Consider the following 23,320-nt stretch of genomic DNA (forward strand, 5'->3'; position numbering starts at 1 on the left):
TAACTTTTCCCCATTACACCCTATTTATTCTACCCTATTCGCTCAAAATGAGAGCACGGTTGGTGTGAAACGTAGGGACACATGCTATCAATGTAAGTTGGTTTTGAAACAACATTTCAATGAAGGAGTCGACAACGTGACGGGTCAATCGCAATTTGCTGGCGTCTGGTGTCCTTCCATTACGCCAATGGACAATGACGGCAAGATCGATTTCAACGGTCTGAGCCAGCATCTCAAACGCCTTACCGAGGCACAGATCGACGTTATTTTGCTGATGGGAAGCATTGGGGAATTTGCCTCCTTTACGCTCGACGAAAGGCTGCAGTTGATCCGTGAAGCCCGAGCTATGAGCTCGCTGAAGATGGTCGCCAACGTCTCATCCACCTGCCAGAATGATGTGCTACTGATGGCGCAGGAAGCGTATCACGCGGGATACGATGCCGTCATGATCCTGCCACCTTACTATTACGGACAAACGGCAACGCAGCTGCTGAGCTACTTCCGCCAGTTAGGGCAACAACTCAGCGGTCAATGGTTTGCCTATAACTTCCCGGCCCGTACCGGCTGTGATTTAACACCTGAGCTGGTTGCTACCCTGGCCGGGGAATTCCCGAACTTCGCCGGTATCAAAGACACCGTGGACTGCCAGTCCCATACCCGCAGTATGATTCAGACCACCCGCGCTGTACGCAAAGATTTTGCCGTACTCTCCGGTTACGACGAATATTACATCCCCAACCTGCTGGCAGGCGGCGCGGGGATTATTTCTGGCCTAAATAACGTGATGCCTGAGCTGTTTGTCCACGCACGCGAGGCGTTTAAACAGGGCGACCTGGCAGCGTTGCGTGATATTCAGGATAAGATTGGCACGTACATGTCCATCTACGCTATTGGCGAGGATTTTGTCACCACCATTAAAACCGTGGTGTCGCGTAAGTTTGGCTATTGCACCGGCGTTTCGCGTAATGCAGGTGGGGAGTTAAACGAGGACCAATGCCGAATAATTGATGAGGTGTTTGGGCGTTAATATTACCCGGCCCGCATCATGATGTGGGCCGGGTAAGTGCATCAGGCAATACAGCGTTACCGCTCTACGCCATCAGGCTGTATGGGGCTTATTTTTTCGCCGCGAAACGCGCCGCAGCTTCGTCCCAGTTCACCACGTCCCAGAACGCTTTGATGTAGTCCGGGCGACGGTTCTGGAATTTCAGGTAGTAAGCGTGTTCCCAAACGTCCAGGCCCACGATCGGGAAGCCGGAAGCGCCAGAGATAGCCTCACCCATCAGCGGGGAATCCTGGTTGGCAGTAGAAACCACAGCCAGTTTGTCACCTTTCAGTACCAGCCATGCCCAGCCAGAACCGAAACGGGTTGCCGCTGCTTTTTCAAATTCAGCTTTGAAGTTATCAACAGAGCCAAAGTCGCGTTCGATAGCCGCTTTCAGGTCACCCTGCAGCGTAGTACCGGTTTTCAGACCTTTCCAGAACAGGCTGTGGTTAGCGTGGCCGCCTGCGTTGTTACGCAGTACGGTTTTCTTATCCGCTGGCAGCTGATCCAGTTTAGTGATCAGCTCTTCAACAGGCAGGCTAGCGAATTCAGGCAGGCTTTCCAGCGCAGCGTTCGCGTTGTTTACATAGGCCTGGTGGTGCTTGGTATGGTGGATTTCCATCGTCTGCTTATCAAAGTGCGGTTCAAGGGCATCATAAGCGTACGGCAGGGATGGCAGTGTATAACTCATAATCATCTCCAGTATTGTCGGGCGGCCAGTGTTAACGCCGCGTAAGCAGTTGAGTCATTATAGTTAATTAAATGATATTGAAAATGATTATCAATGCCGTATTTTTTACAGGGTTATTGCAAGATGAAAATGTGAGCGCCACCGGGAAAATCAGGCGAATTTTGCCAACCTGCGTAGGAAACAGGCAGCGACATAAAGGACATGGGAGACAAAGCACGAGATAGTCTGCGGATTATCTCACAAGGAAATATTGCTATGTCTGTCAACATCGCCCTTTTCGGAATCGGCCTCGACACATACTGGCCCCAGTTTGCTGGCCTGGAGTCACGCTTGCAGGGTTACCTGCAAACGATTGATGAGCGTCTGACGGCGCAACAGGCCACCGTCATTAATGGCGGCCTGATTGATAACGTCGATAAAGCCGATGCTCTTATCAGGCGATTACAACAGCAGCCGGTCGATGCGGTCTGTCTTTACATTAGCACCTACGCACTCAGCGCAACGGTTCTGCCCCTTGTACAGAGTATCAATAAGCCAGTTATTATTATGGCCCTACAGCCGGAGCCTGGTCTGCCCTATTCGGCAATCCGCCAAATTCCCGATCGGGGCGGACGTACTGGAGAGTGGCTGGCGCACTGCCAGGCCTGCAGCGCGCCCGAACTGGCAAACGTATTTAATCGTGCGAATATCCGCTTTCAGTTGATTGTTGGTGCGTTACAGGGCGATGAGTACGTCTGGCAACAAATGGCACAGTGGTTACAGGCCCTTAATGCCCGCCAGATGCTGGCAAACTGTCAGGTCGGCGTACTCGGACACTATTATGACGGCATGGTGGACGTTTACAGCAATATGACGAACCTGTCCGCCAAATTGGGCGTACGCTTTAAGCCACTGGAAATGTGTGAGCTGGCGGAATACCGCGAGCAGGTCAGCGAGACAGATCTCAGCGTCAAACAACAGGAAATGTACCGTGTACTTCAGCTGGATCCGACATGCGAACCGGCAGAGCTTGATCGCGCACTTACCACCGCCTGCGCCATGGATAAACTGATTGCCCAGAACACACTCGGTGCACTGGCCTACTACTACGAAGGTAGAAACGGCAATGCTTACGAGAACATCATCACCTCAATCATTCTTGGCAACACACTACTCACCCACCGTGGTATTCCCGTGGCAGGTGAATATGAAATCAAAAATGTACTGGCGATGAAAATTCAGCAGCTTCTGGGGGCGGGTGGTTCATTCTCTGAGCCATATGGAATTGAATTTATTGATGATGTTGTATTGTGGGGACATGATGGCCCGGCGCACCCGCTGATGGCCGATGGTCCGGTGCGTCTGGTTCCGCTGCCGGTTTATCATGGTAAACCGGGTAAAGGTGTGTCTATCCAGATGACCGTGAAACCGGGCCCGGTAACCTTTCTTTCGGTCATTGAAGATGCCGAAAACGGGGTGCGTTTGCAGTATGCCGAAGGGGAAGCAGTGGCAGGTGAAGTCCTGGATATCGGCAATACCAACAGCCGCTATCGCTTCCCGTTATCGGCTCGCGATTTCACCACACAATGGTGCATGGGCGGTCCAGCCCATCATTGCAGCATTGGCCTTGGTCATCATGGTGAGGTACTGGAAAAACTCGCCTGGCTACTCGGTATTCAGACGGTAAAAATCTGCTAACCCTTAATATTATCGCCCTTCTCAAAAAAGAGGGGCGGATCAGCATTTGTGATCAACATCCTTTTCATCCCCTGAATTTTGCCAGCATTGCCCATCCTACGGCAGCATGCTGAAGGTTAATTCATTGCTCACTCTTTAGACTTTTGAATATCAAAACGGGTGATTTTCATCCAGTTAGAACGACAATTTAAAAGGAACCAGAATGGGTAACGCAATTACGATGGGGATATTATGGCATCTTATCGGTGCCGCTAGTGCCGCTTGTTTTTATGCCCCTTTTAAAAAGGTACAGCACTGGTCCTGGGAGACCATGTGGTCCATAGGCGGTTTTGTTTCATGGTTGATCCTGCCCTGGCTCGTCAGCGCAATCCTGCTGCCAGACTTCTGGGCCTATTACAGTTCATTCAGCGCGTCCACACTACTACCGGTATTTTTATTCGGCGCAATGTGGGGGATCGGTAATATCAACTATGGTCTGACCATGCGCTATCTCGGCATGTCGATGGGGATCGGCATCGCTATCGGCATTACGCTGATTGTTGGCACCTTAATGACACCAATCATTGCCGGTAAATTTGACGTGCTCATCGGCACGCCGGGTGGGCGTATGACCCTGCTTGGTGTGCTGGTCGCGCTGATCGGCGTGGCGATAGTCACTCGAGCAGGACAGTTAAAAGAACGCAAGATGGGTATCAAAGCCGAAGAGTTCAACCTGAAAAAAGGTCTAATACTGGCGGTGATGTGCGGCTTTTTCTCCGCAGGGATGTCCTTTGCCATGGATGCGGCTAAACCGATGCACGAAGCCGCCGCTGCGCTCGGTATCGATCCTTTGTATGTCGCTCTGCCAAGCTACGTAGTCATTATGGGCGGCGGTGCGGTGATCAACCTGGGATTCTGCTTCATTCGTCTGGCAAAAATGAAGAACCTGTCGGTAAAAGCCGACTTCTCGTTAGCAAAACCACTTATTATCAGCAACATCCTGTTCTCAGCCCTTGCCGGTCTGATGTGGTATCTCCAGTTCTTCTTTTACGCCTGGGGCCATGCCAAAATTCCAGCGCAGTATGACTACATGAGCTGGATGCTGCACATGAGTTTCTACGTCCTGTGCGGCGGTATCGTCGGCCTGATCATGAAAGAGTGGAGCAATGCGGGAAAACGCCCTGTCAGCGTGCTGAGCCTCGGCTGCGTGGTGATTATCCTTGCCGCAAACATTGTCGGTCTGGGAATGGCCAGCTAGTCCTGCGGATTACTGAGATGACGCCACTGGCTCGGCGTCATCCCGGTTTCTCGCGTAAACACCACCGAAAAGTAGTTACTGTCCTCAAAGCCACAACGCATAGAAATCTCACCAATCATCAACTTGCTATGTTGCAGCAAATACTGAGCGTGGCAGACCCGCACCTGTCGAAGATACTGGTTGATGGTCATTCCAGTCTGGCTGCGAAACTGCTGACGCAGCACGCGCTCGCTGCACTGCTCCCGTTGACAGAATTTATCCAGTTCAAAGGTATGCTCATGGCTGCCGGCCAGCGCAGTGATCAGCTTATCCAGCAGTGTCTCACTGGTGGTGGCCGGGAGCCTATCCGTGGCATAACGATGGCGCTTGAGAAGCGTCACCAACTGTCCGAACAACAGCTCCGCCATATCATTACATAACGGATCTCGCTGCTGGCTTTCGTGTTCCAGTTGGCTAATCACCTGTCGAGCCTGAGCCATACCGGCACTGCCCAGCCGCCAGTGGGGCTGGCACGGCGTGCCGTTGTTAAAACCGGGGATCACATCTTCCCATCCCAGATTCAGCGTCAACCGCTCAGGGCAGTAGATAATATTCTGCAGGACGAGGTCGTTAACAGAGGTGTACGAGTGTTTGTCTGCGGCGCGAATGTAAAACAGATCGCCACGGGTTATTCGATACGGCCGATCGTTGAGAACATGCAGACCATTGCCACGCCAGACCATCACCAGCTCACAAAACTCATGAGTATGTTCGGCAAACACATCCTGCGGATAGCGATCGGCGACGGCGACGGCCTGCTGTTCGCTCGCAAAAAAGTCTGATTTCAGAAGGACTAGCTGATTCGCCACCACATCACCTCAACCTGAACGCTTGCCGGATGCGCTGCGCTTATTCGGCCTACAGGGCATTCATGTAGGCCGGACAAGGCGCAGCCGCCATCCGGCATTAAAGGGTATGATTATCAGCAAACGGACGGTAAAAAACGTTGATAGCTTTCGCGTTACTGGAGGCTGCTTCCGGCCATGACGTCGCGGCCCTGGCGAATATCGCGCGGTGACCAGTTAAACTCCCGGCGAAATAGCGTCGAAAAGTGGTTACTGTCGCCAAAACCGCAGCGATAAGCGATGTCCGTAACGCTGTCATCGCTATGGCGCAATAAGTGCCGTGCTTTGATTAGCCGCAGGCGATTGAGATAGCGCTGCGGCGTCAGCCCGGTTTGCTGTTTGAGCTGGCGGTGCAAGGTGCGTAAAGAGAGCGAAAACTGCTCAGCCACCGCATCCCAGCAGACTTCGTCGGCAAAATTATCTTCCAGCCACGCCATCAGCCGGTTTAGTCGCGCATCGTTATCCGCTGCCGCTTCCATCAGACTACTTTTGCGTAGCAGCACCAGCAGTTGCATAAACAGGATCTCGCGATTGGCCGCCGTCGGCGTATCCATCTCCTCACCAAGATGCTCTATTTGCCCCACCAAGTGACGGACCTGCTGCAGTACGCCCTGATTCACGCGCCAGTGGGACGGATACTGACCGTTCTGCTCCTGAGGTAACAACTGGTTTAACCCAGCCAGAAACTGAAACGCATCCGGGGAACGATACAGTACATTTGTCAGGCACAGGTTGTCAGTATGTTCATATAAGTGTCTGTCATGATCGCGGACAAAACAGACCGTCCCGCCGCTAATGGTGTAGGGCTGTCCATTGAAAACATGAATACCTGTTCCATGCTCAACTATCACAATTTCATGAAAATCATGATGATGCTCGGGAAAAGCAGTCTGGGGCAGTCGCGGTTCGATCGCCACAGGCGCTTTACCTGTCGGAAAAAAATCCACGCAATGCAGTACGGTCATGATGACTTCCTTCCAGATCAAATGAACATGGCTGCATAGTAATTAAGGGTTATGACCCTCACCTTAAATTTTTGACGCCAAAGTGCGTAAACACGGTTAATTCTTCAAGAAACGACAGGAAAGATCGGGAAATGCGGAAGGGGTCACATCAGACAAAATCCCGCCCATTACACGAAACTGTGAACAGCATCACGTTCACCTTTGCCATGCTGCCAGCGGCTTATTGTGACTGTCACTAACAAGAAGGTACGCCGTTCCAGGGGTTCTTAGACTGAGTGCAATAAAACTCAGAAGGACCTCGCTATGACTCTTCGCCATTGTGTCGCTGTCGATCTCGGCGCATCCAGCGGACGCGTAATGCTGGCACGTTACGACAGTGACCACCGCACCCTGACGCTGCGTGAAATCCACCGTTTCGCGAACTGTCTGCAAAAAACAGACGGTTTTGACACCTGGGATATCGACAGCCTGGAAAACGACATTCGCCTGGGGCTGAAGAAGGTCTGCGATCAAGGCATCCTGATTGACAGCATCGGGATTGATACCTGGGGCGTGGATTACGTCCTGATCGGTAAAGACGGTCAGCGCGTCGGTCTGCCGGTCTCTTACCGCGACAGCCGCACTACCGGCGTGATGTCGCAAGCTTTAGCGCAACTGGGTAACAGCGAGATATATCGTCGGAGCGGCATTCAGTTTCTGCCCTTTAACACCCTGTATCAGCTCCGCGCGCTGGTCGAACAGCAGCCAGAGCTGGTCCCACAGGTGGCGCATGCCCTGATGATCCCCGACTACTTCGGCTACCGCCTGACCGGCGAAATGAACTGGGAATATACCAACGCCACCACTACGCAGTTGGTCAATATCAACACCGACGACTGGGATGACACCCTGCTGGCATGGACCGGCGCAGACAAAGCCTGGTTTGGTCGCCCAACGCATCCGGGGAACGTGATTGGTCACTGGATCTGCCCGCAGAAAAATCAGATCCCGGTGGTTGCCGTCGCCAGCCACGACACCGCCAGCGCGGTCATCGCTTCACCGTTGGCCGATAACAACAGCGCTTATCTCTCTTCCGGTACCTGGTCCCTGATGGGGTTTGAGAGCAAAACACCGTATGCCAACGAGGCCGCGCTGGCGGCAAATATCACCAACGAAGGCGGCGCGGAAGGACGTTACCGCGTGCTGAAAAATATTATGGGGTTGTGGCTGCTGCAACGCGTATTAAAAGAGCGGCAGATTACCGACCTGCCCGCGCTGATCGCGAAAACCGAAGCGCTACCGGCCTGCCAATTCCTGGTCAACCCGAACGACGATCGCTTTATCAACCCAGTTGATATGAGCGCAGAAATCCAGGCCGCATGCCGCGAATCCGGTCAACCCGTTCCGGTTCAGGATGCTGAGTTGGCGCGCTGTATTTTCGACAGTCTGGCGCTGCTGTACGCCGACGTCCTGCAGGAACTGGCACACCTTCGTGGTCACGCCTTCAACCAACTGCACATTGTTGGCGGCGGCTGCCAGAACGCCCTGCTCAACCAACTGTGCGCGGATGCATGCGGTATCCGCGTCATGTCCGGGCCTGTTGAGGCCTCTACGCTCGGCAATATTGGCGTTCAGCTGATGACGCTGGACGAACTTAACAACGTCGATGATTTCCGCCAGGTGGTGACAGCTAACTACGACCTGACAACCTTCATCCCAAATACTGACAGTGAAATTGCCCGCTACCAGGCGCAGTTTCAATCAACACGACAGACAAAGGAGCTTTGCGCATGACCACTCAACTTGAACAAGCCTGGGAACTGGCAAAACTGCGTTTCGCCGCGGTAGGTATCGATGTCGAGGAGGCATTACGCCAGCTCGATCGTCTGCCGGTCTCCATGCACTGCTGGCAGGGCGATGATGTCGCCGGATTCGAAAACCCGGAAGGTTCGCTCACCGGCGGCATTCAGGCCACCGGTAACTATCCAGGTAAAGCGCGTAACGCCGTTGAACTGCGCGCCGATCTGGAGCAGGCACTGAGCCTGATCCCGGGTCCTAAGCGTCTGAACCTGCACGCTATCTACCTGGAATCCGATACCCCGGTATCCCGTGACCAAATCAAACCTGAACACTTTAAAAACTGGGTGGAATGGGCGAAAGCGAACCAGTTAGGTCTGGATTTCAACCCGTCATGCTTCTCGCATCCGTTGAGTGCCGACGGTTTCACGCTGGCACATGCTGACGACAGCATCCGTCAGTTCTGGATTGACCACTGCAAAGCCAGCCGTCGCGTCTCCGCGTACTTTGGCGAACAGCTGGGTACGCCGTCGGTGATGAACATCTGGATCCCGGATGGCATGAAAGACATCACCATTGACCGCCTGGCACCACGCCAGCGCCTGCTGGAAGCACTGGACGACGTCATCAGCGAGAAGTTCGACCCGGCGCATCATATTGATGCCGTCGAGAGCAAACTGTTTGGTATCGGCGCAGAAAGCTACACCGTTGGCTCCAACGAGTTTTACATGGGCTACGCCACCAGCCGCCAGACCGCACTATGCCTGGATGCAGGTCACTTCCATCCGACTGAAGTGATTTCCGACAAGATCTCTGCCGCCATGCTGTACGTGCCGCGCCTGCTGCTGCACGTCAGCCGTCCGGTGCGCTGGGACAGCGACCACGTGGTATTGCTGGATGATGAAACTCAGGCGATTGCCAGCGAGATCGTACGCCATAATCTGTTCGACCGCGTACACATTGGCCTCGACTTCTTCGACGCTTCCATCAACCGCATTGCCGCATGGGTGATCGGCACTCGCAATATGAAGAAAGCCCTGCTGCGTGCGCTGTTAGAACCCACTGAGCAACTGCGCCAACTCGAAGCTAGCGGCGACTACACCGCCCGCCTGGCCCTGCTGGAAGAACAGAAATCGCTGCCATGGCAGGCCGTCTGGGAGATGTATTGCCAGCGTCACGACACTCCAACCGGCAGCCAGTGGCTGGACAACGTCCGCAGGTATGAAAAAGACGTACTGAGCAAGCGTAGCTAAAGGCGCTGTCTGCCTTGTAGGCCGGATACGGTGCGTTAGCGCCGCCATCCGGCAACGTACAAAACACTACGCCGGATGGCGCTGCGCTTATCCGGCTTACGTAAGACCCGACACCCGTTCGGGCAATAAACAGGAACACCGACCATGCAAAACATTACTACCTCCTGGTTCGTCCAGGGGATGATCAAAGCCACTTCTGATGCCTGGCTGAAAGGTTGGGATGAGCGTAACGGCGGCAACCTGACGCTGCGCCTGGATGAAGCTGATATCGCCCCCTTTACCGCTGATTTCCACGAAGAACCGCGCTACATCGCGCTGAGCCAGCCGATGCCGCTGCTGGCTAACACGCCGTTTATCGTTACCGGTTCCGGCAAATTCTTCCGCAACGTCCAGCTCGATCCGGCAGCCAATTTAGGTGTGGTTAAAATCGATAGCGACGGCGCCGGCTACCACATTCTTTGGGGGCTGACCCACGAAGCCGTACCAACCTCCGAACTGCCCGCACACTTCCTTTCCCACTGCGAGCGCATTAAAGCCACCGATGGCAAAGACCGCGTGATCATGCACTGCCATGCCACCAATCTGATTGCTCTGACCTATGTACTGGAAAACAGCACTGCGCTGATCACCCGCAAACTGTGGGAAGGCAGCACCGAATGTCTGGTGGTGTTCCCGGACGGCGTCGGCATTCTGCCGTGGATGGTGCCGGGTACCGACGAAATCGGTGAAGCGACGGCAGTTTCAATGCAGCAGCATTCTCTGGTGTTGTGGCCGTTCCACGGCGTATTTGGCAGCGGGCCGACGCTCGACGAAGCGTTCGGTTTGATAGATACCGCAGAGAAATCGGCCGAAGTTTTAGTCAAAATCTATTCGATGGGCGGTATGAAGCAAACCATCACGCGTGAAGAGCTCATTGCTCTCGGCAAACGTTTTGGCGTGACCCCACTGGCCAGCGCATTAGAGCTGTACTGATACCTCCCTCATTCAACGCCGGATGCGGCTTTGCCTTATCCGGCCCACATGACGGTCCCTATTTAACCGTAGGCCCGATAAGCGAAGCGCCATCGGGCACCAGGGATTTATTATTCAGGAGAATACTTATGAGCTTTATGTTGGCACTGCCAAAAATCAGTCTGCACGGCGCTGGTGCGATTGGTGATATGGTCAACCTCGTGGCGAACAAGCAATGGGGTAAGGCGCTGATCGTAACCGACGGTCAACTGGTCAAACTGGGCCTGCTGGACAGCCTGTTTACCGCCCTTGATGCGCATAAAATGTCGTATCATCTGTTCGACGACGTATTCCCGAACCCAACGGAAGAACTGGTCCAGCAAGGTTTTGCCGCATACCAGGACGCTGAATGTGATTACATCATCGCTTTCGGCGGCGGCAGCCCGATCGATACCGCTAAAGCGGTGAAAATCCTGACCGCCAACCCTGGCCCGTCTACCGCCTATTCCGGCGTGGGCAAAGTTAAAAATGCCGGCGTACCGCTGGTTGCCATTAACACCACCGCGGGTACGGCCGCAGAAATGACCAGCAATGCGGTGATCATTGATTCCGCACGCAAGGTGAAAGAAGTCATCATCGATCCGAACATTATTCCGGATATCGCCGTCGATGACGCCAGCGTGATGCTGGAAATTCCTGCCTCAGTCACCGCCGCTACCGGTATGGACGCCCTGACCCACGCGGTGGAAGCCTATGTTTCTGTTGGCGCGCACCCGTTAACCGACGCCAATGCCCTGGAAGCTATTCGCCTGATCAACCAGTGGCTGCCTAAAGCCGTCGACGAGGGTCACAACCTCGAAGCCCGTGAGCAAATGGCATTTGGTCAGTATCTGGCGGGAATGGCGTTCAACAGTGCAGGTCTGGGTCTGGTGCATGCGCTGGCACACCAGCCGGGCGCGACGCACAATCTGCCGCACGGCGTCTGCAACGCCATCCTGCTGCCGATTATCGAAAACTTTAACCGTCCAAACGCCGTGGCACGCTTTGCCCGCATAGCACAGGCCATGGGCGTCGATACACGCAACATGAGTGATAAAGTGGCAAGCATGGAAGCCATCAACGCGATCCGTGCCCTGAGCAAGCGCGTGGGCATTCCGGCAGGCTTCAGCCAGCTAGGCGTGACCAAAGAGGACATTGAGGGGTGGCTGGACAAAGCACTCGCCGATCCGTGCGCACCATGCAATCCGCGCACCGCCAGCCGCGAAGACGTCCGCGCGCTGTATCTGGAGGCGTTATGATCCTCAAAGCCTTTGTGATGCAGGTGAATGCCGACGCGCACGTTGAGTATCAGCGTCGGCATAATCCCATCTGGCCGGAGCTGGAAGCCGTACTGAAAGCCCACGGCGCGCATCACTACGCGATTTATCTCGACCAGGAGCGCAGCCTGCTGTTTGCCACCGTTGAGATTGAATCCGAAGAGCGCTGGAATGCCGTCGCCAGCACCGACGTGTGTCAGCGTTGGTGGAAGCATATGCGTGACGTGATGCCCACTAATCCGGACAACAGCCCGGTGAGTGCGGAGCTAAAAGAAGTGTTTTATCTGCAGTAGTATTGTAGGCCGGATAAGGCGCTAACGCGCCGCATCCGGCACAACGCAACATAACAGTTAGCTCTGCTCAGAAACCAGAATCGCTTGGGTATCCGGCTCCAGCGCTTTAAAGATATGTGCCTGGTCCGCGGGATAACAAATGTAATCCCCTTCGCCTAACTCTTCCGGCGCGTCGGTCAGTCCCACCAGCGCCTTCCCCTGCGTCACAATAATATGCTCAACAGACCCCGGCGGATGCGGGTGTGAGATGCGGTCGGCACCCGGTTGCGTCAACAACAGATAGATATCTCGCCGTGCGCCCGGTGGACAGGCCGCCAGTAAAATAGCCTGATAATGGGCCTGCTCCGCCACCACTTTGGTCCCTTCCCCCCGGCGTATCACTTGGGTTTTTTGCTCCTGCGGCTCCAGCAATCGCGCAAAGGGAATATCCAGCGCCACACACAGCGACCACAGCGTTTCCAGGCTAGGATTGCCATTGCCCGCCTCCAACTGCGAGAGCGTCGATTTTGCAATGCCCGCGCGGCGGGCGATTTCTGCCAGCGACAGACCGGTACGCTGACGTTCACGCACCAGGCTTTTCGCAATCATACTGATGGGTTGGGTCATACATGACTCCATGTTCTTTATATCGAACGAATCGTTCGACTTGTAAAGCAATCTTGTTGCGTTCATTATAATGGAAATTCGTTCGATATGGCTAAAGCAGGATGAAACATTATTTTTCCAGTCTCAAAGGCGACACGATAAAAGCAATATTTTTAGTCTGTCTGGCTGTCGGCGTAGTCGGCATGTCATACGGCTCGCTGGCGATGGCTTACGGCTTCCCGCTGTGGGTGCCGTTTGTGCTCTCGATTACAGTGCTGGCGGGTGCGTCTGAGTTTATGTTTATCGGGATTGTCGCCAGCGGCGGTAATCCTCTGGCTGCTGCAGCAGCAGGATTGCTGGTGAATGCCCGCCACGTGCCGTTTGGCGTGACGGTACGCGATCTGGTGGGAACGCGGGCCGCCAGTTTCCTCGGCTGCCATATCATGAACGATGAAAGCGTGGTGTTTGGCCTGTCGCAAAAAACGCCGGAGCAGCGCAAAGCCGCCTACTGGCTGTGCGGACTGGGCGTAGCCATTGTCTGGCCGCTGGGCACGCTGCTTGGGGCGATGGTTGGCAAGCTACTGCCCGCCCCAGAAACCATCGGCCTGGATGCCGTTTTCCCTGCCATTCTGCTGGCCTTAGTGGTCCCGGCATTTAAAAACCGTACAACGCTGGTTCGCGCCTGCAGCGGTGCTGCGCTGTCGCTCGCCGCCGTCCCGTTTGCGCCGGTGGGCCTGCCGGTACTGCTTTCACTGTTTGGCTTACTGGCGAGGAAAAAATAATGGGCAACATGACGCTGTTTATCGTCGGTATCGCCGTACTCTCTCTGGGAACCTATTTGATGCGTTTAGGTGGAGCAAAGTTGGGGAGCCGTCTGGCATTTTCCACGCGCTCGCAGGCGCTGCTTTCCGATGCCGCGACGGTATTACTGTTCTCCGTCGCCCTGGCGACCACCTTTTACGAAGGTGAGCACTTTGCTGGTATGGCGCGCGTTCTCGGCGTGGGGTTTGCAGTGTTCCTCGCCTGGCGCAAAGTGCCGTTGATTATGGTGATTATCGCCGCTGCTGTGGTGACGGCGTTGTTAAGGATGGCGGGAATAAACTAAAAAAGCGCCTCAAGGGCGCTCTTTCGACAGTACTGAGGTATTTTATTTCAGCAGTTCAGCGGTCATATGCACACGGTTACCGCTGTAGGCCTGAGTGATTTTATAATCGCTTGCGCCAGCACGTTCCGCCTGAGCGGCAATTTTTGCTTCAGTGCTTTCCAGAGTTGACCCGGTAGCGGTAACAGACTGAGCAGCGAAAGAACCGAAAGAGGTAGCAAGAGCGATAACTGCGACAAAAGTTTTGATGTTTTTCATGATGTAAACCCTTTAATTTAGTTGTTTGAGTAAGGCACCGTGCCTTGATGTGATAAATAATAGCCCTCACACCGCACAACTAAAAGCGGAAGGATTTGCCTGTCTTATTCAAATTATTTGAGAGATAACATGTCAGCCGAATACGATCAAAAATTGCTGTCAGGCTCGCGAAAAAAACCACTCTCTGCGGGCAGTTGGTTACTGCGTCAAGGTGAAAGGCAAAGCAAAATTTATTATTTACATCATGGCGTTGCCCGTGCGGTGTATCACTCAGACAACGGTTCAGAACGGGTGAAAGAGTTTTACTTCCCGGGTGAATATTGTTTTCTGTACCTGAACTGGCTAACCCACACCTCGGCAGATTACAGCCTGCAAATGATCACCCCGGGCGAAATCAGTGAAATCTCGCTGGCATTGCTGGATGCGCCGGAACATCAGGACATCAAGACACAGCTCCTGGTCCAGCAGTTGATCTACAAAGAGAAAAAAGAACAAATGCTGCTGCTTAATACGCCAGAACAACGCTACCAGTATGTTCAGACACACTTTCCCAGTTGGGAATTGCAGCTCACTCAGCGGGACCTCGCCCACTACATTGGCATTACGCCCGTTAGCCTGTCCCGCATTCGCCAGCGCCTTAACAAAGGTTAACGCATTCGCTTTTCGCATAGATTATTGTCCCGCCACTCTTCACAAGATGGCGCGCATGATGAACGCATTTTTTCTCTCTCAGCTGCTGGCCTGCATCAGCTTTGTGCTGGATATTTCAGCCTTTCATTTCCGGCGTCGGGCGATGACGTTAGTGCTGTTGACCAGCTCAACCAGCCTGCTGGCCATTCATTTTTATCTTTTGCATCAACCCGCCGCCACAGGATTAATGCTCATCGCCGCCTGTCGTTATGCGATAGCCATCGTGACGCAACGCCGCTGGGCCATGTGGGGATTTATGATGGGGTCACTGCTGTGTAGTGCTTATCTCTGGCAGGGAATGTGGGGCCTGCTGCCGCTCGCAGGAAGCCTGCTGATGACCTATGCGTCGTTTCAGACACAGGGTGGAAAATTACGTGGATACACATTGTGCGGCAGCCTGTGCTGGCTACTGAACAATGCCATCGTCGGCTCGCCCGTTGCTGTCATGATGGAGCTGGCATTCTCAGGCAGCATTGTGGCAGCCTGGTGGCGTTACTCCGCCACCAGACGTTCCGGATGCGTATAAATCGTTGCCCTGCCCGGTTTACAAAAACCCACCAGCGTCAGGTTACAGCGTTCGGCTACTTCTACGGCCAGTGTCGTCGCGGCAGAGACAGCAAACAGAATCTCCACGCCGCACATCGCCGACTTTTGCACCATCTCATAGCTGGCGCGACTGGAGACTAAAACGGCTCCCTGCCGCCATGTTTCGCCTTCAATTGCACGCCGCCCGAGCAGTTTATCCAGCGCCACGTGACGGCCCACATCTTCATGCCCTCCCGCCAGGTTCCCCGACGGCTGGACCCAGGCCGCTGCGTGCGTACAGCCCGTCAGTTGCCCCACGGGCTGGAAGTCGTGCAGATGCTTTAACGCGCGATCGAGGTCCGCCAGGTTAAACGTCTGGGTAAACGCCAAAGGCTGAACCGGCTTGCCAATGTCGTTGAGCTGTTCCACGCCGCAAACGCCACAACCGGTACGACCGGCCAAAGCTCGACGGCGCTCTTTCAATCCCATAAAACGACGGCTGGACAGCTCAACCTGAACTTCTAATCCGTTACAAGAAGGCACCACTTCCATGCCGTAGATATCCTGCGGGGACTCAATAATGCCTTCAGAAAGTGAAAAGCCCATCGCAAAATGCTCAAGATCTTTCGGTGACGCCATCATCACCACGTGCGAAATCCCGTTGTACACCAACGCAACGGGCACTTCTTCAGCGACGACATCCGGCTGAGGATGTTGCAAATCCTCGCGTTTCCAGAGGGTCAACTGGCGCGATCCCGTCAAAGTTGTCACATTTTCGATGTTTTCTTGAATAATCTTATTCACTTTCTTTTAACCATATTGGAACACACATACCAACATTGTGGTATTCTTTACAAATCCCTCCTGGACGGAGGGAAATTCACCCAATTCTGGACCTTTGCGGTCCCGTCCGCAAAGAAAAATAACAACCACTTCCCTCGCGATCGCGATACACCTACGCGAAGGGAACGTGACAATGTCGAAACAAGGAGCGAACCATGCAGGTCAGCAGAAGGCAGTTCTTTAAGATCTGCGCTGGCGGTATGGCAGGCACCACGGCAGCGGCACTGGGTTTTGCACCCGGCGTAGCGCTAGCGGAAACACGGCAATATAAACTGCTGCGTACCCGCGAAACCCGTAACACCTGCACTTACTGTTCCGTTGGCTGTGGACTGTTAATGTACAGTCTCGGTGACGGTGCGAAAAACGCCAAAGCATCCATCTTCCATATCGAGGGCGATCCGGACCATCCGGTGAACCGTGGCGCACTGTGCCCGAAAGGGGCTGGTCTGGTGGATTTCATCCACTCCGAAAGCCGGCTGAAATTCCCGGAATACCGTGCACCAGGCTCCGATAAGTGGCAACAAATTAGCTGGGATGAGGCATTTGACCGCATCGCGAAGCTGATGAAAGAAGACCGCGACGCTAACTACGTTGCGCAGAACGCCGAAGGCGTCACCGTTAACCGCTGGCTTTCCACCGGGATGCTGTGTGCTTCCGCCTCCAGTAATGAAACCGGCTATTTAACGCAAAAATTCTCCCGCGCGCTGGGTATGCTCGCGGTCGACAACCAGGCGCGCGTCTGACACGGACCAACGGTAGCAAGTCTTGCTCCAACATTTGGTCGCGGTGCGATGACCAACCACTGGGTCGACATTAAAAATGCCAACCTCGTTGTGGTGATGGGCGGTAACGCCGCTGAAGCTCACCCGGTCGGATTCCGCTGGGCGATGGAAGCCAAAATTCACAACGGCGCGAAGCTGATTGTGGTCGATCCTCGCTTTACGCGAACCGCAGCGGTGGCAGATTTCTATGCACCCATTCGTTCCGGTACTGACATTGCCTTCTTGTCAGGCGTCTTGCTGTACCTGCTGAATAACGAAAAATTCAACCGCGAATATACCGAAGCCTACACCAACGCCAGTCTGATTGTGCGTGAAGATTATGGCTTCGAAGATGGCCTGTTCACCGGCTATGACGCGGACAAACGCAAGTACGATAAAACCAGCTGGAACTACGAGCTGGATGAAAAAGGCTTCGCCAAACGCGATGTTACGCTGCAACACCCGCGCTGCGTGTGGAATCTGCTGAAACAGCACGTTTCCCGCTACACGCCGGATGTTGTCGAAAACATTTGCGGTACGCCGAAGGCTGATTTCCTGAAAGTCTGCGAATACATCGCTGAAACCAGCGCCAAAGACAAAACCGCGTCGTTCCTGTACGCGCTGGGCTGGACGCAGCACTCCGTGGGCGCGCAGAACATTCGCACCATGGCGATGATCCAGCTTCTGCTCGGCAATATGGGGATGGCAGGCGGTGGCGTTAACGCCCTGCGCGGTCACTCCAATATTCAGGGTCTGACTGACTTAGGCCTGCTGTCGCAGAGCCTGCCTGGTTACATGACGCTGCCAAGCGAAAAGCAAACCGACCTGCAAACCTACCTTGCAGCCAACACGCCAAAACCGTTGCTGGAAGGTCAGGTAAACTACTGGGGCAACTACCCGAAATTCTTCGTCTCGATGATGAAGGCCTTCTTTGGTGATAAAGCGACAGCGGAAAATAGCTGGGGCTTCGACTGGCTGCCGAAGTGGGATAAAGGGTACGACGTGCTGCAGTACTTCGAGATGATGAACCAGGGCAAAGTGAATGGCTACATCTGCCAGGGCTTCAACCCAGTCGCCTCATTCCCGAACAAAAACAAGGTCGTGGCTTCACTGTCAAAACTGAAGTTCCTGGTGACTATCGACCCACTCAACACCGAAACGTCCACCTTCTGGCAAAACCACGGTGAGTCGAACGATGTGGATCCGTCAAAAATCCAGACCGAAGTGTTCCGTCTGCCGTCCACCTGCTTCGCCGAAGAAAACGGCTCAATCGTTAACTCCGGACGCTGGCTGCAGTGGCACTGGAAAGGCGCGGATGCCCCAGGGATTGCCGCCACCGACGGTGAAATCCTCGCCGGTATCTTCCTGCGCATGCGCAAGATGTACGCCGAACAGGGGGGAGCGAACCCGGAACAGGTGCTGAGCATGACCTGGAACTACTCCACGCCGCATGAACCTGCTTCAGAAGAAGTAGCGATGGAGAGCAACGGTAAAGCCCTGGCTGATATCACTGACCCAGCAACCGGTGCGGTGATCGTCAAGAAAGGCCAACAGCTTAGTTCATTTGCCCAACTGCGCGATGACGGCACCACTTCCAGTGGCTGCTGGATATTTGCCGGTAGCTGGACACCGGAAGGCAACCAGATGGCGCGTCGTGATAACGCCGATCCGTCGGGCCTGGGCAATACGCTGGGCTGGGCATGGGCATGGCCGCTCAACCGCCGCATTCTGTATAACCGCGCCTCCGCTGACCCGCAGGGGAATCCGTGGGATCCAAAACGTCAGATCCTGAAATGGGATGGGGCGAAATGGAGCGGGATGGATATTCCGGACTACAGCGCCGCCGCACCGGGCAGCAACGTCGGGCCGTTTATCATGCAGCCCGAAGGGATGGGACGCCTGTTTGCTATCGATAAGATGGCGGAAGGGCCGTTCCCGGAACACTACGAGCCGTTTGAAACGCCGCTGGGCACCAACCCGCTGCACCCGAACGTTATCTCTAACCCGGCTGCCCGTATCTTTAAAGGCGATGAAGAAGCACTGGGCAAAGCGGATAAGTTCCCGTACGTCGGGACAACCTACCGTCTGACCGAGCACTTCCACTACTGGACCAAGCACGCGCTGCTAAACGCCATCGCTCAGCCGGAACAGTTTGTGGAAATTGGCGAGAAGCTGGCGAACAAGCTCGGCATCTCCCACGGCGATACCGTTAAGGTCTCTTCTAACCGCGGCTACATCAAAGCCAAAGCGGTGGTGACCAAACGTATTCGCACGCTGAAGGCCAACGGTCAGGATATCGACACCATCGGTATTCCGATCCACTGGGGCTACGAAGGTGTGGCGAAAAAAGGCTTTATCGCTAACACGTTAACGCCATTCGTCGGTGATGCGAACACGCAGACGCCGGAATTTAAGTCCTTCCTCGTGAACGTGGAAAAGGTGTAACGGAGACGACCTATGGCTTATCAATCGCAAGACATCATTCGTCGATCCGCCACTAACGGTTTCACCCCCGCGCCTCAGGCGCGGGATCACCAGGAGGAAGTGGCCAAGCTCATCGACGTCACCACCTGCATCGGTTGTAAAGCCTGTCAGGTGGCCTGCTCAGAGTGGAACGATATCCGAGATGAAATCGGCAGCAACGTTGGGGTGTACGACAACCCCGCCGATTTGACCGCCAAATCCTGGACGGTGATGCGCTTCTCGGAAGTGGAACAAGACGACAAACTGGAGTGGCTGATCCGCAAGGATGGCTGCATGCACTGTGCCGATCCGGGCTGCCTGAAGGCGTGTCCGGCGGAAGGGGCAATCATTCAGTATGCCAACGGCATTGTCGACTTCCAGTCCGAGCAGTGCATTGGCTGCGGCTACTGCATTGCAGGCTGTCCGTTCGACGTGCCGCGCCTCAACCCGGAAGACAATCGCGTCTATAAATGTACGCTGTGCGTTGACCGTGTGGTGGTAGGACAAGAACCGGCCTGCGTGAAAACCTGCCCAACCGGCGCGATTCATTTCGGCACCAAAGAGTCGATGAAAACGCTGGCAGGCGAGCGCGTGGCAGAGCTGAAAACCCGTGGCTACGATAACGCCGGACTGTACGATCCGATAGGCGTTGGCGGTACGCACGTTATGTACGTACTGCATCATGCCGACAAGCCGAATCTGTACCATGGCCTGCCGGAAAACCCGGAAATCAGCGCCACCGTGAAGTTCTGGAAAGGCATCTGGAAACCCCTCGCAGCGGTCGGCTTTGCAGCGACATTTGCGGCCAGCATCTTCCACTACGTCGGCGTAGGTCCGAACCGTGCGGAAGAGGAAGAAGACAATCTGCATGAAGAAAAAGACGAGGTGCGCAAATGAAACGACGTGACACCATCGTGCGCTATACAGCGCCGGAACGCATCAACCACTGGGTCACCGCCTTCTGCTTCATGTTGGCGGCGATAAGCGGGCTGGGCTTTTTCTTCCCATCCTTCAACTGGCTGATGCAAATCATGGGCACCCCGCAGCTGGCGCGAATTCTGCACCCGTTTGTCGGCGTGATTATGTTTGCCTCGTTTATCATCATGTTTTTCCGTTACTGGCACCACAATCTAATCAATCGGGATGATATCTTTTGGGCGAAGAATATTCGTAAGATCGTCGTCAACGAGGAAGTAGGTGACACGGGACGTTATAACTTCGGCCAGAAATGCGTATTCTGGGCGGCGATTATCTTCCTGGTCCTGTTGCTGGTGAGCGGAGTGATCATCTGGCGCCCGTATTTTGCGCCTGCTTTCTCAATCCCGGTGATCCGATTCGCGTTAATGCTGCATTCATTTGCCGCAGTAGCGTTAATTGTGGTTATCATGGTGCACATTTACGCCGCCCTTTGGGTGAAAGGCACCATTACCGCGATGGTGGAAGGATGGGTCACCAGCTCATGGGCGAAGAAACATCACCCACGCTGGTACCGTGAAGTCCGCCAGAAACAGGAAAAGTCATCTGAATGAGTATTCGCATAATCCCGCAAGATGAGCTGGGTTCGAGCGAGAAACGCACGGCGGATATGATTCCGCCGTTATTGTTCCCCAGACTCAAAAATTTGTATAACCGCCGTGCTGAGCGTCTGCGCGAGCTGGCCGAAAACAACCCGTTGGGTGATTATCTGCGCTTTGCTGCGCTGATCGCTCATGCGCAGGAAGTGGTGCTGTACGACCATCCGCTGCAGATGGACCTGACCGCGCGCATCAAAGAAGCGAACGATCAGGGTAAACCGCCGCTGGATATCCACGTTCTGCCACGCGATAAGCACTGGCAAAAACTGCTGCAATCGTTAATTGCTGAGCTGAAACCAGAAATGAGCGGCCCTGCGTTAGCGGTGATCGAGAATCTGGAAAAAGCCTCCGAGCAAGAGCTGGAACTGATGGCCAGCGCGCTGTTTGCTTCTGATTTTGCGTCGGTCAGCAGTGATAAAGCGCCGTTCATCTGGGCCGCGCTGTCGCTCTACTGGGCACAAATGGCCAGCCTGATCCCCGGCAAAGCCCGAGCGGAATACGGTGAACAGCGCCAGTTCTGCCCGGTGTGCGGTTCGATGCCAGTCTCCAGCATGGTGCAAATCGGTACCACTCAGGGGCTGCGCTATCTGCACTGCAACCTGTGTGAAACCGAGTGGCACGTGGTGCGCGTGAAGTGCAGCAACTGCGAGCAAAGCCGTGATTTGAACTACTGGTCACTGGATAACGAACAGTCTGCGATTAAAGCTGAAAGCTGCGGCGACTGCGGGACTTACCTGAAGATTCTGTATCAGGAAAAAGACCCCAATGTCGAAGCCGTTGCCGACGACCTCGCCTCGCTGATGCTGGACGCGCACATGGAGCAAGAGGGCTTTGCCCGCAGCTCCATCAACCCGTTCCTGTTCCCGGGTGAAGGGGAGTAAGTCTACTCACAACCCGGTGAGCATTTCACGCTGCCGGGTTGTCCTTTAGACGCTTAATGCCTGAATAACACGTCTGGGATCGTTAGCAATAGCGAACGGGGTAGAATGAAAAACAGGGATTTGCCCCTATTCCTCTTCGTTTCCACCTTCTTCGTAGGCACCAAATGGTTTTGCGGGTAGCACAATGTAGGTGCCTTCAAACACCACACCTGCCGCATCATCGCCAAAGACCTCTACCTGCATCTGGACACGCGCCTTACGGCCTCTCGCCAGACGGTCAAGATCGCCACTCAGCGAACCCAGATCGGCAATGGCCGTCGGCTTGCCGGTGATCGGTCTGCTGTAGCGGATATGTGCATCGGCGAGGATAATCGTTCCGCCCAAATGGCGCTCGCGCAGCATTAGCCAGATCAGCCCCCAACCGGTTAACGTAGCCAGAGAAAACAGGCTCCCGGCAAACAGGGTATGGTGCGGGTTTTGATTGCCGGTTTCGGGCATCGTGGTAATGAATTTTTGCCCGGTATACTGCTGAATACGCACGCCCATTTTCTCGCTCAGCGGAATATGTTCGTACCAGGCTTGCTGAAGCTGTCCACACCAGTCACCACGATGAAGAATATCATCCAGTGTGGCAATGGGCTTGATCATCAAAAAGTGGCGTACCGGCGTGGTTTGCGGCGTGGTGATTTCACCCTGGCTCACAAAACCCAGCTTGGCAAAAAATTCGACCGCATCTTCACGGGCGCTACAGGTTACGCGCTTGACCCCTTCCTGACGCGCCACAGATTCCAGGGTCATCGCCATCAGCGTGCCTAAGCCCTTCTCCTGCACGGACGGGTCTACAGCCATAAAGCGTATGGAGGCTTCGTTATCCGCATTGATATACAAACGCCCTACCGCGACCAGATTGCCCTCTTCATCCACCACCATCTGGTGGTGCGCCATCGCATCCCAGGCATCCCGCTCAGAGCCTTTTGGCTGATGCAGTGGTTTACGCAACATCTCCCAGCGAAACTGGTAGTAACGCGCCAATTCTTCTTCTGTTTGCGGCACTCGAAGGTGATACATAGTTGTATTCTCTCTTGTTACCCGCGACCACGCCGGAAGCTGGTTCATACCTGTAACCAGAACGTCACGGGGCCATCATTAACCAGTGAAACCTGCATATCCGCAGCGAATCGTCCGGTTTGCGTATTCATCTCCTGTTGGCGACAGCGCTCAACAAAGTATTCATATAACGCTTCTGCACGATCGGGCGCAGCGCCCTTTGAGAAGCCCGGGCGCATGCCCCGTTCGGTATCTGCCGCCAGCGTAAACTGTGAGACCACCAGCACGCTGCCACCCGCCTGTTGTACGTTCAGGTTCATCTTACCTTCGGCATCGCTAAAAATTCGATAACCGAGCACGCGCTCGCAAAGGCGGTTTGCTTTCTGTTCGTCATCATCCCTTTCGACACCTAATAAAACTAAAAGTCCTGGGCCAATTTCACCCGTCACCTCATCCTCCACGGTGACGCTGGCACGGGTTACGCGCTGAATCAATGCAATCAT

Annotated in this window: 24 protein-coding genes; 16 read left to right on the forward strand and 8 right to left on the reverse strand. The window is 54.5% G+C overall.

Annotation, left to right across the window (positions count from 1 at the left end; translation table 11 throughout):
* Positions 1-136: 136 nt before the first annotated feature.
* Positions 137-1,027 carry a dihydrodipicolinate synthase family protein gene (locus IB214_RS23115; protein ID WP_115259794.1) on the forward strand — a complete coding sequence of 297 codons (891 nt, stop codon included), beginning with the start codon at positions 137-139 and terminating at the stop codon, positions 1,025-1,027.
* An 88-nt stretch (positions 1,028-1,115) separates the two neighbouring features.
* On the opposite strand, the gene sodA is transcribed toward IB214_RS23115, so the two are convergent.
* The gene (gene sodA, locus IB214_RS23120; protein WP_096758838.1) at positions 1,116-1,736 is read right to left on the reverse strand and encodes a superoxide dismutase [Mn]; all 621 of its coding nucleotides are present in this window, start codon (positions 1,734-1,736) and stop codon (positions 1,116-1,118) included.
* Positions 1,737-1,991: 255 nt separating this feature from the next.
* On the opposite strand from sodA, the gene IB214_RS23125 reads away from it, so the two are divergent.
* Both IB214_RS23125 and rhaT read left to right on the forward strand, forming a co-directional pair.
* A complete protein-coding gene (locus tag IB214_RS23125) occupies positions 1,992-3,413 on the forward strand; it encodes an L-fucose/L-arabinose isomerase family protein (protein ID WP_117343651.1) in 1,422 nt (473 codons plus the stop codon).
* Positions 3,414-3,615: 202 nt separating this feature from the next.
* Positions 3,616-4,650 (forward strand): L-rhamnose/proton symporter RhaT, encoded by a 1,035-nt coding sequence (gene rhaT, locus IB214_RS23130; protein ID WP_117343650.1) that lies wholly within the window; start codon positions 3,616-3,618, stop codon positions 4,648-4,650.
* On the opposite strand, the gene rhaR is transcribed toward rhaT, so the two are convergent.
* Positions 4,647-5,498 (reverse strand): HTH-type transcriptional activator RhaR, encoded by an 852-nt coding sequence (gene rhaR / locus IB214_RS23135; RefSeq protein WP_117343676.1) that lies wholly within the window; start codon positions 5,496-5,498, stop codon positions 4,647-4,649. The two genes, rhaT and rhaR, sit on opposite strands and share 4 nt — an antisense overlap.
* A 152-nt stretch (positions 5,499-5,650) precedes the next feature.
* Positions 5,651-6,499: an HTH-type transcriptional activator RhaS gene (gene rhaS, locus IB214_RS23140; protein WP_096758841.1), complete on the reverse strand. Its 849-nt coding sequence runs from the start codon at positions 6,497-6,499 to the stop codon at positions 5,651-5,653.
* Between the two features lie 303 nt (positions 6,500-6,802).
* Between rhaS and rhaB the strand changes: the two genes are divergently transcribed.
* The 5 genes from rhaB (at position 6,803) to rhaM (ending at position 12,088) form a co-directional block, all read left to right on the forward strand.
* Positions 6,803-8,272, forward strand: coding sequence for a rhamnulokinase (rhaB, locus tag IB214_RS23145; RefSeq protein ID WP_117343649.1), 1,470 nt, complete (start codon positions 6,803-6,805; stop codon positions 8,270-8,272).
* Positions 8,269-9,528, forward strand: coding sequence for an L-rhamnose isomerase (gene rhaA / locus IB214_RS23150; RefSeq protein ID WP_117343648.1), 1,260 nt, complete (start codon positions 8,269-8,271; stop codon positions 9,526-9,528). Before rhaB ends, rhaA begins: the two co-directional genes overlap by 4 nt.
* A gap of 144 nt (positions 9,529-9,672) precedes the next feature.
* Positions 9,673-10,500: a rhamnulose-1-phosphate aldolase gene (gene rhaD / locus IB214_RS23155; RefSeq protein ID WP_115259799.1), complete on the forward strand. Its 828-nt coding sequence runs from the start codon at positions 9,673-9,675 to the stop codon at positions 10,498-10,500.
* Between the two features lie 128 nt (positions 10,501-10,628).
* Positions 10,629-11,777, forward strand: a complete 1,149-nt coding sequence (fucO, locus tag IB214_RS23160) for a lactaldehyde reductase (protein WP_115259800.1) — start codon at positions 10,629-10,631, stop codon at positions 11,775-11,777.
* Positions 11,774-12,088 carry an L-rhamnose mutarotase gene (gene rhaM, locus IB214_RS23165; protein ID WP_117343647.1) on the forward strand — a complete coding sequence of 105 codons (315 nt, stop codon included), beginning with the start codon at positions 11,774-11,776 and terminating at the stop codon, positions 12,086-12,088. Before fucO ends, rhaM begins: the two co-directional genes overlap by 4 nt.
* Before the next feature lie 57 nt (positions 12,089-12,145).
* On the opposite strand, the gene IB214_RS23170 is transcribed toward rhaM, so the two are convergent.
* Positions 12,146-12,694: an XRE family transcriptional regulator gene (locus tag IB214_RS23170; protein ID WP_117343646.1), complete on the reverse strand. Its 549-nt coding sequence runs from the start codon at positions 12,692-12,694 to the stop codon at positions 12,146-12,148.
* 101 nt (positions 12,695-12,795) lie between these two features.
* Here IB214_RS23170 and IB214_RS23175 point away from each other — a divergent pair, with 101 nt between their 5' ends.
* Together IB214_RS23175 and IB214_RS23180 are read left to right on the forward strand one after the other, a co-directional pair.
* On the forward strand, positions 12,796-13,455 hold the full coding sequence (locus IB214_RS23175) for an AzlC family ABC transporter permease (protein ID WP_096758848.1): 660 nt from the start codon (positions 12,796-12,798) through the stop codon (positions 13,453-13,455).
* Positions 13,455-13,778, forward strand: coding sequence for an AzlD domain-containing protein (locus IB214_RS23180; RefSeq protein WP_115259804.1), 324 nt, complete (start codon positions 13,455-13,457; stop codon positions 13,776-13,778). Before IB214_RS23175 ends, IB214_RS23180 begins: the two co-directional genes overlap by 1 nt.
* 42 nt (positions 13,779-13,820) lie before the next feature.
* Here IB214_RS23180 and IB214_RS23185 read toward each other — a convergent pair whose 3' ends face one another.
* Positions 13,821-14,033, reverse strand: coding sequence for a YdgH/BhsA/McbA-like domain containing protein (locus IB214_RS23185; protein ID WP_115259805.1), 213 nt, complete (start codon positions 14,031-14,033; stop codon positions 13,821-13,823).
* Positions 14,034-14,162: 129 nt separating this feature from the next.
* Between IB214_RS23185 and IB214_RS23190 the strand changes: the two genes are divergently transcribed.
* Positions 14,163-14,684, forward strand: coding sequence for a Crp/Fnr family transcriptional regulator (locus IB214_RS23190; protein WP_117343645.1), 522 nt, complete (start codon positions 14,163-14,165; stop codon positions 14,682-14,684).
* A gap of 55 nt (positions 14,685-14,739) precedes the next feature.
* The gene (locus IB214_RS23195) at positions 14,740-15,249 is read left to right on the forward strand and encodes a YgjV family protein (protein ID WP_223240311.1); all 510 of its coding nucleotides are present in this window, start codon (positions 14,740-14,742) and stop codon (positions 15,247-15,249) included.
* On the opposite strand, the gene fdhD is transcribed toward IB214_RS23195, so the two are convergent.
* Positions 15,216-16,052, reverse strand: a complete 837-nt coding sequence (gene fdhD, locus IB214_RS23200; protein WP_117343644.1) for a formate dehydrogenase accessory sulfurtransferase FdhD — start codon at positions 16,050-16,052, stop codon at positions 15,216-15,218. The two genes, IB214_RS23195 and fdhD, sit on opposite strands and share 34 nt — an antisense overlap.
* Before the next feature lie 194 nt (positions 16,053-16,246).
* Here fdhD and fdnG point away from each other — a divergent pair, with 194 nt between their 5' ends.
* Genes fdnG through fdhE form a run of 4 tightly spaced genes read left to right on the forward strand, consistent with a single transcriptional unit; the run spans position 16,247 to position 21,770 of the window.
* Positions 16,247-19,297: a formate dehydrogenase-N subunit alpha gene (gene fdnG, locus IB214_RS23205; protein WP_117343643.1), complete on the forward strand. Its 3,051-nt coding sequence runs from the start codon at positions 16,247-16,249 to the stop codon at positions 19,295-19,297.
* A gap of 12 nt (positions 19,298-19,309) precedes the next feature.
* Positions 19,310-20,212: a formate dehydrogenase O subunit beta gene (fdoH, locus tag IB214_RS23210; RefSeq protein ID WP_115259809.1), complete on the forward strand. Its 903-nt coding sequence runs from the start codon at positions 19,310-19,312 to the stop codon at positions 20,210-20,212.
* On the forward strand, positions 20,209-20,844 hold the full coding sequence (gene fdoI / locus IB214_RS23215) for a formate dehydrogenase cytochrome b556 subunit (RefSeq protein ID WP_096758858.1): 636 nt from the start codon (positions 20,209-20,211) through the stop codon (positions 20,842-20,844). Before fdoH ends, fdoI begins: the two co-directional genes overlap by 4 nt.
* Complete coding sequence (gene fdhE / locus IB214_RS23220) at positions 20,841-21,770, forward strand: formate dehydrogenase accessory protein FdhE (protein WP_096758859.1); 930 nt, start codon at positions 20,841-20,843, stop codon at positions 21,768-21,770. Before fdoI ends, fdhE begins: the two co-directional genes overlap by 4 nt.
* Positions 21,771-21,896: 126 nt before the next feature.
* Here fdhE and fabY read toward each other — a convergent pair whose 3' ends face one another.
* Both fabY and dtd read right to left on the reverse strand, forming a co-directional pair.
* Positions 21,897-22,838: a fatty acid biosynthesis protein FabY gene (gene fabY, locus IB214_RS23225; RefSeq protein WP_153064726.1), complete on the reverse strand. Its 942-nt coding sequence runs from the start codon at positions 22,836-22,838 to the stop codon at positions 21,897-21,899.
* 44 nt (positions 22,839-22,882) lie between these two features.
* On the reverse strand, positions 22,883-23,320 hold the full coding sequence (gene dtd / locus IB214_RS23230; protein ID WP_096758864.1) for a D-aminoacyl-tRNA deacylase: 438 nt from the start codon (positions 23,318-23,320) through the stop codon (positions 22,883-22,885).

This window comes from Citrobacter sp. C1 (genome assembly GCF_014596895.2).
GTDB lineage: Bacteria > Pseudomonadota > Gammaproteobacteria > Enterobacterales > Enterobacteriaceae > Citrobacter > Citrobacter gillenii.